We start from the raw sequence: 12,534 nt of genomic DNA on the forward strand, positions 1-12,534 counted from the left end.
GGTACATCTGTACACTTTTTACCTGATAATACAATCTTCTCTACGGTGAAATATAATTACGAAACATTATGCGAAAGACTGAGAGAATCCGCTTTTCTACTGAAAGGCCTTAAAATTGAATTACAAGATGAACGTACAGATGCTCATGATATTTTCTACTATGAAACGGGCATTCAAGCCTTTGTTTCTTATTTGAATGAAGAAAAAGATGTACTTCATCCCGTTTTCTATACGGAAGGCGCACAAGATGAAATCGAAGTAGAGTTCGCATTTCAATTTAATGATGGCTACTCGGAAACCATTTTATCTTTTGTTAATAATGTGCGAACAAGAGACGGTGGAACACATGAAACAGGTGCAAAAGCTGCTTTGACTAGAGTTTTTAATGAATATGCGCGGAAAACGAGTTTATTAAAAGAAAAAGACAAAAACTTAGATGGTTCTGATATTCGGGAAGGTATATCCGCCATTGTTTCCGTTCGAATTCCTGAAAATATTTTACAATTTGAAGGTCAAACAAAAGGAAAACTGGGAACTAGTGAAGCAAGAGGTGCTGTAGATGGGGTAATTTCCGAAAAACTGCAGTATATTTTGGAAGAAAATGCGGAGTTAACTGCTTCTTTAATACGAAAAGCAATTCGAGCACAACAAGCTAGGGAAGCTGCACGTAAAGCGCGAGAAGATGCACGTAACGGGAAAAAGCGGAAACGTTCGGATACGCTTCTTTCAGGCAAGTTAACGCCTGCTCAGTCGCGGAATGCAGCTAAAAATGAATTATACCTTGTCGAAGGAGATTCAGCTGGAGGCTCAGCAAAACAAGGTCGTGATCGCACGTTCCAAGCAATTTTGCCTTTACGAGGGAAAGTTATTAATACGGAAAAAGCAAAACTTGCGGATATTATGAAAAACGAGGAAATTGCCACGATTATCCACGCAATTGGTGGTGGAGTTGGTGCCGATTTCCAAATAGCAGATATCGCGTACGATAAAATTGTTATTATGACTGATGCAGATACAGATGGGGCACATATTCAAGTGCTTTTATTAACGTTTTTCTATCGCTATATGAAACCATTGATCGAGCATGGAAAAATTTACATTGCGCTGCCACCACTTTATAAAGTGTTTAAAGGGCTTGGTAAAAAAGAAGTGTTCGAATATGCATGGACGGAAAAAGAATTGGACGCAGCTTCGAAAAAGATTGGAAAAGGCTACTTGCTCCAGCGGTATAAAGGGCTTGGAGAGATGAATGCGGACCAACTATGGGATACAACGATGAATCCAGAAACGCGTACACTCATTCGAGTAACAATCGAGGACGGTGCAAGAGCGGAAAGACATGTAACGACTTTAATGGGCGATAAGGTAGAGCCACGTCGGAAATGGATTGAAGCAAACGTCAACTTTAGTTTAGAAGACGATTCCAATATTTTAGAAAATGAAAGAATACACACGGAGGATGAGTTAGTATGACACAACCCGAACGTTATCAAGATTTACCACTAGAAGAAGTGATCGGCGACCGGTTTGGGCGTTATAGTAAATACATCATTCAAGACCGTGCACTTCCAGATGCAAGAGACGGGTTAAAACCCGTTCAGCGTCGTATATTATTTGCGATGTTGCATGAGGGTAATACGAATGACAAGCCTTTCCGCAAATCGGCTAAAACAGTCGGAAATGTAATCGGGAACTATCATCCACATGGTGATAGTTCTGTTTATGAGGCAATGGTACGTATGAGTCAAGACTGGAAACTTCTCCATATGCTTGTAGAAATGCAAGGAAACAATGGTTCGGTTGATGGAGATCCACCAGCAGCAATGCGTTACACGGAAGCCCGTCTTTCTGCAATTTCACAAGAGTTATTACGTGATATAAATAAAAACACGGTAGAATTTATACCAAACTTTGATGATTCGGATTCAGAACCAGTCGTATTACCTGCAGGCTTTCCAAATTTAATCGTTAACGGTTCGACAGGGATTTCCGCTGGTTATGCAACAGATATTCCACCACATGCACTACATGAAGCACTGGACGCCGTGTTAATGCGTATGGAAAACCCAGCAGCGACGATAGAAGAGCTTATGACCGTGATCAAAGGCCCTGATTTCCCAACTGGTGGCATTATTCAAGGCGTAGATGGCATCAAAAAAGCGTATGAAACAGGTAAAGGTAAAATTGTCGTTCGTTCTAGAACCGAAATCGAAACGATTAAAGGCGGCAAAGAACAAATCGTTATTACGGAAATTCCTTTCGAAGTGAATAAAGCGAATTTGATCAAAAAAATTGATGAACAGCGTCATGATAAGCGTTTAGACGGCATTGCAGACGTTCGAGATGAATCGGACCGTACTGGTTTACGAATCGTTATAGAGATGAAAAAAGAAGTAGATGCATACGGAATTTTGCAATTTCTGTTTAAAAATACTGACTTACAAGTAACATATAACTTCAATATGATTGCGATTCATAATCGCAGACCAACGATGATGACGTTGCCATTATTATTAGATTCATACATTGATCACCAAAAAGAAGTCGTTACCCGTCGAACGTCATTTGATTTGGCAAAAGCAAAGGAACGCTTACATATCGTAGCTGGTCTGATGAAAGCTTTATCGATTTTAGATGAAGTCATTCGGACAATCCGTGCTTCTAAAGATAAACGAGATGCCAAAAATAATTTAATAGCTGCTTTTGCATTCTCTGAAGCCCAAGCAGAAGCAATTGTCTCCTTACAATTATATCGATTAACAAACACCGATATTACGGAACTGCAAAAGGAAGAAGAAACACTAAATGCACTAGTAAAAGAGTTAGAAAGTATTCTTGCAAAAGAATCGGTTCTGATGAAAGTGATCAAAAAAGAACTATTAGTTGTCCGCAAAAAATTTGCAGAACCACGTAAATCCACAATCGAAGATGAAATTGAAGAAATTAAAGTAACTTTAGATGTCCTTATTCCAAGCGAAGAGGTTATTGTCACTGTTACGAAAGATGGCTATATTAAACGTACGAGTGTAAGGTCCTTTACCGCTTCTAATGGGCAAGATTTTGCTATTAAAGAATCAGATTACTTGCTGTACCAAGAATCGATTAATACGCAGCATCATTTACTTTTATTTACGTCTAAAGGGAATTATATATACCAACCGGTGCATGAATTACCGGATATTCGTTGGAAAGACTTAGGCCAGCATATTTCAAGTATTGTGCCGTTAGACGCCAATGAATCCCTTATTAATGTAATTGGTATTGATTCGTTTGATCTGGATTTATGTGTCCTTACTGCAACGAAGGATGGGCAAATTAAGCGGTCATTATTATCGGATTATGTTGTACAACGATATGCTCGTCCAATAAAAACGATTAATTTGAAGGCAAATGATGAGATGATCCTAGCACAGCTAGTAGCTCCTTCCGATGAAGTACTGTTTACGACGCATTTAAGTTATTCTGTAAGATTCTCCTTAGATGAAGTACCGATTACAGGAGTGAAAACAGGTGGCGTGAAAGGTGTTAGTTTAAAAGAGGATGACTATGTTGTAAGTGTCAACGTCGTACCTCTAAATAGTCATGATGACATTATATTAGTTACACATCGTGGTGCAGTGAAGAAAATGGCGTTGAAAGAAATTGAATCAGGCACACGTGCTAAACGAGGCATTGTCACACTTCGAGAGCTAAAAACAAATCCACATAAAGTGTTTGCAGTTCTATTAACGAATAAAAAAGAAGAACTTGTTTTAGAAACAGAAAAAGGAATTCAAGAAGTTGTTCAACTGAACACACTTCGTCCAGTAGATCGCTATTCAAATGGATCGCTCATCGTTGACACAGGCAAAGACGGTCAACTCGTTCGTGTGTGGAAACAAACGATTGATCAAAAAGAGTAAAGTAACTTGACTTAGAATCTAAACAAAAAGCATTTCCATTAGGTACTATACCTTTTGTGAAGTGCTTTTTTATTTAGAATCCAGTCGGCAAAGCCTATTGGAAAATTCAGACCTAAGTCAAACAATTTACTAATTGAGTAGCTCCAATTATTCTTCCCGAATCTTCTAATACAATAAAGTTAAAGTCTTACTACCACTAAATATGAGATATTTTAATTACTTCCCTAAACATATAGTTAAAAACCCGTCCGCCCTACAATTCCATGAATAGAATAGCAGAGAAAGGAGGTGATTATATGTGTATTAATAATTCAAGTTGTAGATGTCATCTAAATCGTTGTCGAAATCTTGGGCCATTTTCAGCTGAAGATAGAGATTGTATGATTCCGGAACTTAACCCTCGTCAGAGATTTGGTTTCATGATTCCGTATGCTTCTGCTTTTGGAATGCTCTTGTTTGATCCTGATGCTCCAGAACCTACAAATACTCCTCAACAAGTTGCATTTGATTTTTTCGCGCCAGCAACAATAGATGCTAATGGTACGATAAACTTGACAGGACTTAACGAATCATTTGTAGTATCACAACCAGGTAACATAACAGCTATAGCTGCAAATTTCGTTAATGACACATTGATAACAGTCGGCGCAGCATCATCTTTAATTGTCAACGCACAAATCTACAAAGCACCATCAGGAAGTAATACCTTCATTCCAACAGGTGCATCTGTAAATATAATTCAAACAAACATTGATGTAGGAGCTAACACGGTAAGTGTTGGATCGCTGAATCTTGTCACACCTGTACCAATCGCAGTTGAAGAAAGTGTACTTTTGGTGTATTCAGCAACTACAACCGGAACTGTCTCCGCTGTTGCCGGTACCGGGAGTGCAAGTATAACTATTTCGTAAAAATCTGAACAGTACTCACAAAGTTCAAGCTAGAAATATACAAAACAACTAATTCGTGTAAGCTCCTTTCATTTAACCAATGCAAGGGTTTTTTGTTTCAAATTATATGTATGACTACGCTGAAGCGTAATTGGTTTGAATTTTACTATTGTGATAACATGTTCTCATACAATTAAATTATGATATTACATTAGTGACTTATCGTGGTGTATTAAAGAAAATGGCATTGAAAGAAATCGAATCCGGCACACGTGCTAAACAAGGGATTGTGACACTTCGAGAGCTAAAAACAAATCCACATAAAATGTTTGCTGTTATATTAACGAATTATAACGGGTGCCAGGTTCTCACACAATTTGAACCGTGGTTCCTCTCCTACAAAACTTCATTTTGAAATATGTTAAATCGTATTTCATTACAAGTAATATTGCTATAAACCGAAGTAATAAGACAGTATAGGGTGATTATTTTTGGATTAATTAGTATATCTTTTGTCCGGCTTATTCCTTTAACTGATAAAAAAGCGGTATTACTATTCAAATACAAAAAGCATTTCCATTAGGTACTATACCTTCTGTGAAATGCTTTTTGTATTTGGTATGCAGTTGGCCAAACTTATTGGAAAGTTAAAATCTAGGTCTGAACAATCTACAAATCGAGTAGCTTCAATTATCCTTCCCGAATCTTCTAATACCTTAAAGTAAGAATCTTACTACCTCCTACCTCTAAATAAAAATATTTTAAAAACTTCCCTAAAGATATAGTTAAAACCCCCGTCCGCCCTGTTATTCCATGAATAGAATAGCAGAGAAAGGAGGTGATTATATGTGTATTAATAATTCAAGTTGTGGATGTCATCTAAGTCGTTGCCGAAATCTCGGACCATTTTTAGCTGTTGATGCGGACTGCAATATTCCGCCAGCTCCATCATTACTCCGTTCCGCTGGGATTATCCCATTTTCTTCTGGTGGTCCTGTTGCTTTGTTAACAGTAACATCAGGAGCAAGTACTCCTGCTTTAATCGGATTTGGTAGTTCCGTTCTAAGTCCAACAATTTTATCCAACACAATAACATTGACAAGTGTCCTAAACGAAGCTTTTTCTGTTCCTCGAGTAGGTACTATAACTTCAATTTCAGCATCATTCATTGCTGCAGCAGGTATAACTCTTACGACAGGATCAACTGTAACGGTAAGGGCACAAATCTGGAGAGCACCTGCAGGAACTAATGTCTACAGTCCAACAAGCGCATTTGTAGATTTAGCTCCGTCCCTATCAGGTTTATTAAGTGTACTTGTCCCAAGTGAAGGATCATCGGATACTTTCCCACCGGTACCATTAGCGGTTGGAGATCGTTTAGTAATGATGATTTCAACAACTCAAACAGGACCTCTTAACATTGTTGCACTTACGGGTTCCGTATCTGCAGGAATAACCATCGAGTAATCAGCGGTCGCTGCAGTAACAAAAATTAAACCGATGTTTACTGAACAACTTTCTTTGTGTTAGCCCCTTTCATTTCAATAATGAAAAGGGGCTATTTATTATGTATTAAATGTAGGGTGGTAGTGAACTGTTACTTGGAAGAGGTATTTTCAAATTTAATAAAAGGAAGGCCCAATTCAAGTACAATCAGTAAAAGCATAATAAAAAGCATTTCCATCAGGTACTATACCTTTTGTGAAATGCTTTTTGTGTTTTGAATGCAACATGTTGGAAAGTTCGATTCTAAGTTAGAAGAATCTTTAAATAGAGTAGCTCCAAATATTCTTCGCGAATTTCTCAATACTTTAAAAAATAAGTCTATTTAAGTATAAATATGAAATAGTTTTAAACATCTCTAAAGATATAGTTTAAAACCCCGTCTGCCCTTCAATTTTATGAATAGAATAGAAGAGAAAGGAGGTGATAATATGTGTATTAATAATTCAAATTGTGGATGTCATCTCATTAGTCCCATAATTGTCTCTACCAATAGACCAGCTTATGGATATGTTTTTAACTTTCCAGTCCAAACAGTAGCTTCTGGTGGTGATGTAAACTTTAGCGGTAACGGGCCATTAGTTAATATTAGCCATACTCCAGGTACTGCACCTATTTTGATTCCTAGAGCGGGAGACTATTTAGTAGAATATACCATCGCTGTCGATGGACCACAGATGTCCGCGTATGCATTGATTCTTAATGGTGTAGAAGTTCCTAACTCTGCTACTCGTTATGGTGCTACAAGTCCAGCAGGTACCAATCAAACATTGACTGGTTCTGCAATTATAAGTGTTCCAGCTAACTCAACACTTCTATTAAGAAATGTTGGTAATACTGCTGATACTCTAATAGGAATTGATGATGGCCACGGCGTCCTCAATGCATCGCTTTCCATTCACAGACTTGGCGCTTAGTAAATTTTTGTATGCCATATGTTATATTTGAGATCCAGCAATAAAAAGTGCGATGTCCTAATTATTATAGGATGTCGCTCTCTTTATTGTTTTTGGTGTTACTATTAAATTGAATTTTACAAAAAAGGATCATTTCATTCTTTCTTCATAACTATATGGTATAAGTATATAGGCGGAAAGCTAATACATATAAAATTTGGAGGTACAGCATGAAAAAAATAATTTTAATGACAATCGCTTGTTTATTATTATTTAGTACACAAGCATTTGCACACACTGGATTAGAAAGTTCAAATCCGGCTCAAGGGAGTACAATAATAGAAGCTGTGAATGAAATTACATTAACTTATATGACTAAAATTGAAGAAACAAGCTCATTCAAATTAGTGAATGCTTCAGACGAATCAATGGATGTAACAAATTTATCTGTAAATGATAATGTCATGACAGGAACAGTTGAAACAAACCTAAAAAACGGTCCTTACAAAATCGTTTGGAAAATTGTCGGTATTGATGGACACCCAATTGAAGGGGAAGTAGACTTCGTATTAAATGCACCAATTGTAGAAGAGGTAAAGGAAGACACAGCTACAGAAACAGTGGAAGAACCGGAAGTTACAGAAGAAGAACCAGTTGTTGAAGAAACTACATCAGCAGAAGTAGAAGAAGATAAGGGAAGCAACACAGGCCTTATTATTGCTATTGTTGTAGTACTTGCTGCAGCAGTATGGTTCATGACGCGGAGAAAAAATAAATGATTTTTCTTCTAACAACAATTAGCGAGGCACTTTTATATACGTGCTTCGCCTTGTTAATGGGGAATTATATTTTTTCGTTATTTCCATCTGATTTAAAGCCTAAAATAGTAGTCTCACGAAAAGTGAAGCTTATTGCAGTTGCCGGGATCGCTATTTTTTCTTTTGCACCATTACTAAGTCTAGTCACTTTTTTATATGAAGATTATGGCTTATGGCAAACGCTAATATCCATTATTTTCACGTTTGAAGTAGGGAAGTCATGGTTATTTTTAGCTATATTGTCCATCATTTTAGGGTTATATATTTTCTTCTTTGATAAGAAAACAGCTGCTATTTATTCTGTCATTGGTATATTACTGATTTTTGTCTTAATTGCAGGGCTTGGATGGGCAAGTCATGCGACCTCCATTTCTCCTGTTAAAGGTTTTATAACCCATTTCACTCATTTTGCTTCCGTCGTTGTTTGGGTTGGCATTCTAATGATTGTCAGTTGGTTTTCTCGTAACACGGACAATTGGACAAATTTTTTGAAGTGGTTTCATGTAATGGCCTTGTATTGTTTTGCGATTGTGATTATTACAGGTCTTTCTTTAATGAGTTTCTCGATGGAATGGAGTACTTATCCAGATTCATGGATGCTTTCTTACGGTCAAAGCTTGCTCATTAAACATTTGCTCATTATTCCATTGATTGGATATGCATTTATTAATGGTATTGGGATGAAGCGTAAACTGCAAAAAGAAGTAAATTTTGATCCGAGACCGTGGGCAAAAGTTGAATTTTTTGTCATTTTGCTTATTTTCGTCGCAACTGGAGCATTGAGTCAACAATCTCCACCAAGTAATTTAGCGCAAATATTGAGTTCTGAAGGGGTTTCTCCTTTATTTGGATTATTCTATGACGGAGTTATTCAACCTAGTTTAAACGTACAATTTACGCCTAAATTGGATGGTATATTGATAGGGATCGTATCTATTTGCTTCTTTGCAGTAAGTATTTTATCTTTTTTCAAAAAAATGCCGCCATTATTTTCGTTCATCATGAGCATTCTATTTGTCATTTCTGCATATTTAGCGTTACTTTTGAGCGTGCAAGTTGTATAAACAAATATAAAAAGCATTTCCATGGGGATATTGACCTTGTTGGAAATGCTTTTTATATTTGTTTTCATAGCGTTGTAATTTTTCCTTTTTTGTTTTCGTCATTCGTACATGGGTACTAAAGTCGATATCATTACGTAATTTTGTGACGTCTTTTCCTGTATTACGTAGTAGATGTGTTCTTTTTCGTTTGGCAGCTGATTTTGCCATGTAAATCACTCCTCATTCATTTAGTTGTTTCAAGATATAGATTATATTATTTGTAACAAAAAGACAAATGGTTTTAAATGCAATAATTTTCTGTTAACTATACAAAAATTCAAAAAATTAATGATTTGCGCAATTATATAAAAAGGAGATAAGGATGAACAAGTGTATGGTGTGTACTTGAGAATACATGCATAGTGATGGATAGATGCAAATGATAGATGAAATTCCGGTGGAGTTGCTAAGGGAACTGAATTTGGAAGAGCATAACAGATGCAAAAGTATATAAATAATAATCATTTAAATTCAGTGATATTTGATTTAGTTTTTAACCATTATAAAACAATAATTCTAGGAAAGCTTAAAATATTTAGGATTTCTTGTAGAAGGACACCAAAGTTAGGACAATGTAAAGATTCTTCAGGGTTCTAGTTACATTGCGGTTACGGGAATACTAGTTAGGGATTATGCGAAAAAGGCATTCAAAATTGCTTCGACTGGTAAAGGTGCTGGTCATTTTGTTTATGTTAATAAGAAAACTATAATAAATACTGCAACTGCCCCTAAAAAGGGTGGAGAGACTGTCGTAGGTCATGCTTTACAGAAGCATGCAGGAAGAAATCCGCAAACTTGGGGTAAAGTAAAAGGTGGATCAGACCAAATAAATCAAACTGCATTAAAACACCTTAAAGAAATAATGAATGCACCTGGAGGATTTGTCAAAGTTAAAACTAAAGGTATACAATTTTTGGAGAAAAAGACTACCAGATGGACGAGGAGTAAGATTAAACCTTGATGGAACTTTTAAAGGGTTTATTGACTAATAAAAAGGAGGGAAGTAAGTGGAAAATTTAGAGATTATATTAACTGATATCAATAAGAGAAAAGTTAATAATTTAATTTACAATGAACTTAAATTATCTACATTAAAAGTTAAATCATCACATTTTTATGATAATATTTTAAAAAAAGACATGGGTTTTGCTCAAGTAAAAAACTTAGAAGAGATTTTATCACCAAAAGGCACAGGAAATATATTTCTTGAAGAATTGGAGTTAGGAATTTCATTAAAAAACGTAGTAATAGTTTTCTCATTTGATGAAGAATATGGTGATATTGTATTCAACTTTCCTGAAAGCGAAATATTAAAAGATAATATGCATGAAAATAAGATAAGCTTGAAAAAGCTATTAGAATATCTAGTTAATTTGAAGAAAAATTATGATATTCCATCAGTGATTATTGGTTACGAACCAGCAGATGAAGATACATTAATAATAGAAATAAATAACACAATAGCTAATTATGAAAAAGAAATAGATAAAATAATTTTTTGAATTATTAATTTATGACCTCAAGGTGATTACCTTAAGGCTTTATTATGGTGTTCCTTTTAAAGCTGTTTTCAAATAATTACTTTTAAAAGACTTTCTGTACTAACTACTTTTTCTATATGTTTTTGCATGCTGTTCTCATTTAATTCCCACCCCCCGGATGCTTTATAGATTATGAGGATCCGAATGTTAATGTGAGTAAATGCCCTATTTGATGTTTTTCATGTGCAACGTTTACCTGAGAAAATAATGGATTAGTCAAGAACCTTACAGTGGGACATTATACGGGGGAGACATATCTTATTAGCTTATGCGTTTATTACTCACTATTTTAAACCAAACGGGAAACAGAAATCTCAACAATTTATAGAGCGAGATTTTTATACAAAACATATAGATCAACTAATAAGCAAGGACGAGAAGTAATATATTTTTTTATTTTATAAACTAGCGAATTATCAGAAAACTAAAACGAACAACTTGGAGTTATATAAGCTAATAAATGCATATAATCTGCATAAAAGTAAAAATAATTGGAAATCAAATTCAGAATTCTTATTTACTTAATAGAAAGAGCAATTCATTTTCCTAACGTTGGTGTCCTGATTGTCCTAACTTTGCTGTCCTTTAACACAATTTCTATAAAATATCTCACTGTTTCAAGTATACTTATTCAATGAAACGCAGCTTTGTATAATATATATTATGACCACATCCCTATTTATAATCAACTATTTATCGCTACTTTTTTAATCAACTTCCTTTCTATATCTCCAGTTAGCACTTTTTACGTGATTTGTATCAATAGAAGCAAAACTAGCCTCTATTACGTCATTTAAATTAAGATGATTTTTCTTGGCAAATAATCTTAGATTTGTGATCACTTCTTTATCGCAAGTAGTTCTGAACTCTACACGATCCTTAGGACGATTTTTCTTATCAAATATAATTTCATCTTTTTTCATCATATTTTCAAAGCCGTTTTCAAGTAAATATCCGATATGTGTGTTATTTTCTTCTGCCATTTTTTTAAGTTCTTTAATTAGTTTTGAACTAATTCTTGTCTTATATTCACTTCTTGTTTGATCAATAGTTTGTATTAATCTTCCATTAACTAATTTCCACATAATAGATCGTCTCCTTTTCCTTCACTCTTTGGGTTAGTCTTTCTTTTTTACAATAATTATAGTTATCTCCTGCATGTTCATAAATGATTTTTGCCAGCTTTGGGAGATCATCTTTTCCTTTTACCCAAACACGGTATATCATACTTCCTTTTTGGCTGCATTCTGTTGTTATTTCAGCTCTTAATTTCCACGATTTATAGAGAGCTAAAAGTCCTTTAGCAAAATCTTCACTTCCCGTTGTTACATTCATTACATAACCTTTGTTTTGTACCCACCCATCCCCATCAATCACCCCCCTAACAAATGAAAATAAATATTCCTCTGGGATGTTTGGAAAAGGAACCGTTAATGATTTATTTGGAGTGATTCCTAGTATAGCAAGATCTTCTTTCATAATCTTTGAATTGATAATTAATGTAGGTGTTGTCTTTGTTTTTCCATAAGACGCTAACACATAATCAGCCTCCAAATATTTTGCTATTAACTGCAATATTCGTTCATCTTTTTGAGAGAAATATACACTATGGAATTTTTTATTCACATGACCATCCGTTACTAACATTCCTAAACCCAAGCCATTTCATGGGACCAAACCTTAAAGAAATGTTCATTCACTTTGTTTATTCTCGGTCTACCAGAGTATTTTTTCCTGTTAACAGGAACATTGTGTTTGTGTATTACATTCAGTATTGCTACAGAAGTTAGCCCTACTACTAACTCCATTTCTTTATATGTCATACCGCTTTTATACATGTCTATAATCATTTCATCCGTTATTCCTCGTTTTCTAGGCATA

Annotated in this window: 13 protein-coding genes; 9 read left to right on the forward strand and 4 right to left on the reverse strand. The window is 35.2% G+C overall.

All coding sequences use genetic code 11. The features are described 5' to 3' along the window. From FG383_RS00950 to FG383_RS00985, 8 genes are all read left to right on the forward strand, one after another. Positions 1-1,473, forward strand: a 1,473-nt coding sequence (locus FG383_RS00950) for a DNA gyrase/topoisomerase IV subunit B (protein WP_142604977.1), incomplete at its 5' end; no start/stop codon positions are given. Continuing rightward, positions 1,470-3,902 carry a DNA topoisomerase IV subunit A gene (gene parC / locus FG383_RS00955; protein ID WP_142604978.1) on the forward strand — a complete coding sequence of 811 codons (2,433 nt, stop codon included), beginning with the start codon at positions 1,470-1,472 and terminating at the stop codon, positions 3,900-3,902. The genes FG383_RS00950 and parC, both read left to right, overlap by 4 nt. 296 nt (positions 3,903-4,198) lie before the next feature. Further along, on the forward strand, positions 4,199-4,813 hold the full coding sequence (locus tag FG383_RS00960; protein ID WP_142604979.1) for a hypothetical protein: 615 nt from the start codon (positions 4,199-4,201) through the stop codon (positions 4,811-4,813). A 193-nt stretch (positions 4,814-5,006) separates the two neighbouring features. Next, a complete protein-coding gene (locus tag FG383_RS00965) occupies positions 5,007-5,207 on the forward strand; it encodes a hypothetical protein (RefSeq protein WP_142604980.1) in 201 nt (66 codons plus the stop codon). 431 nt (positions 5,208-5,638) lie between these two features. Next, on the forward strand, positions 5,639-6,259 hold the full coding sequence (locus tag FG383_RS00970) for an exosporium glycoprotein BclB-related protein (protein WP_142604981.1): 621 nt from the start codon (positions 5,639-5,641) through the stop codon (positions 6,257-6,259). A gap of 467 nt (positions 6,260-6,726) precedes the next feature. Next, entirely contained in the window at positions 6,727-7,212 is a 486-nt protein-coding gene (locus FG383_RS00975; protein ID WP_142604982.1) for a BclA C-terminal domain-containing protein, read from the forward strand. Positions 7,213-7,421: 209 nt separating this feature from the next. Continuing rightward, positions 7,422-7,970 carry a copper resistance CopC family protein gene (locus FG383_RS00980; RefSeq protein ID WP_142604983.1) on the forward strand — a complete coding sequence of 183 codons (549 nt, stop codon included), beginning with the start codon at positions 7,422-7,424 and terminating at the stop codon, positions 7,968-7,970. Next, positions 7,967-9,073: a copper resistance D family protein gene (locus tag FG383_RS00985; protein WP_142604984.1), complete on the forward strand. Its 1,107-nt coding sequence runs from the start codon at positions 7,967-7,969 to the stop codon at positions 9,071-9,073. The genes FG383_RS00980 and FG383_RS00985 overlap by 4 nt, the downstream gene beginning before the upstream one ends. Here the strand turns inward: FG383_RS00985 and FG383_RS00990 are convergent. Next, positions 9,047-9,280: a hypothetical protein gene (locus FG383_RS00990; protein WP_142604985.1), complete on the reverse strand. Its 234-nt coding sequence runs from the start codon at positions 9,278-9,280 to the stop codon at positions 9,047-9,049. The two genes, FG383_RS00985 and FG383_RS00990, sit on opposite strands and share 27 nt — an antisense overlap. Positions 9,281-10,119: 839 nt before the next feature. Here FG383_RS00990 and FG383_RS00995 point away from each other — a divergent pair. Then, entirely contained in the window at positions 10,120-10,614 is a 495-nt protein-coding gene (locus tag FG383_RS00995; protein WP_142604986.1) for a hypothetical protein, read from the forward strand. Between the two features lie 746 nt (positions 10,615-11,360). Here the strand turns inward: FG383_RS00995 and FG383_RS01000 are convergent. From FG383_RS01000 to FG383_RS01010, 3 genes are read right to left on the reverse strand one after another with little or no spacing between them, the layout of a single operon-like run. Continuing rightward, positions 11,361-11,738, reverse strand: coding sequence for an rRNA methyltransferase (locus tag FG383_RS01000; protein ID WP_142604987.1), 378 nt, complete (start codon positions 11,736-11,738; stop codon positions 11,361-11,363). Then, positions 11,722-12,300 (reverse strand): LAGLIDADG family homing endonuclease, encoded by a 579-nt coding sequence (locus tag FG383_RS01005; RefSeq protein ID WP_142604988.1) that lies wholly within the window; start codon positions 12,298-12,300, stop codon positions 11,722-11,724. Before FG383_RS01005 ends, FG383_RS01000 begins: the two co-directional genes overlap by 17 nt. A 2-nt stretch (positions 12,301-12,302) precedes the next feature. Beyond that, the gene (locus FG383_RS01010) at positions 12,303-12,533 is read right to left on the reverse strand and encodes a hypothetical protein (RefSeq protein ID WP_142604989.1); all 231 of its coding nucleotides are present in this window, start codon (positions 12,531-12,533) and stop codon (positions 12,303-12,305) included. Position 12,534: the final 1 nt, after the last annotated feature.

The organism is Psychrobacillus soli, assembly GCF_006861775.1.
Classification (GTDB): domain Bacteria; phylum Bacillota; class Bacilli; order Bacillales_A; family Planococcaceae; genus Psychrobacillus; species Psychrobacillus soli.

What these genes read in the sequence shown, in the direction of transcription:
- FG383_RS01010 (WP_142604989.1), bottom strand. Translation starts at nt 12,533, where the DNA reads ATGCCTAGAAAACGAGGAATAACGGATGAAATGATTATAGACATGTAT.
- parC (WP_142604978.1), top strand. Translation starts at nt 1,470, where the DNA reads ATGACACAACCCGAACGTTATCAAGATTTACCACTAGAAGAAGTGATC.
- FG383_RS00980 (WP_142604983.1), top strand. Translation starts at nt 7,422, where the DNA reads ATGAAAAAAATAATTTTAATGACAATCGCTTGTTTATTATTATTTAGT.
- FG383_RS01000 (WP_142604987.1), bottom strand. Translation starts at nt 11,738, where the DNA reads ATGTGGAAATTAGTTAATGGAAGATTAATACAAACTATTGATCAAACA.
- FG383_RS00970 (WP_142604981.1), top strand. Translation starts at nt 5,639, where the DNA reads ATGTGTATTAATAATTCAAGTTGTGGATGTCATCTAAGTCGTTGCCGA.
- FG383_RS00990 (WP_142604985.1), bottom strand. Translation starts at nt 9,280, where the DNA reads ATGGCAAAATCAGCTGCCAAACGAAAAAGAACACATCTACTACGTAAT.
- FG383_RS00960 (WP_142604979.1), top strand. Translation starts at nt 4,199, where the DNA reads ATGTGTATTAATAATTCAAGTTGTAGATGTCATCTAAATCGTTGTCGA.
- FG383_RS00975 (WP_142604982.1), top strand. Translation starts at nt 6,727, where the DNA reads ATGTGTATTAATAATTCAAATTGTGGATGTCATCTCATTAGTCCCATA.
- FG383_RS00985 (WP_142604984.1), top strand. Translation starts at nt 7,967, where the DNA reads ATGATTTTTCTTCTAACAACAATTAGCGAGGCACTTTTATATACGTGC.
- FG383_RS01005 (WP_142604988.1), bottom strand. Translation starts at nt 12,300, where the DNA reads ATGTTAGTAACGGATGGTCATGTGAATAAAAAATTCCATAGTGTATAT.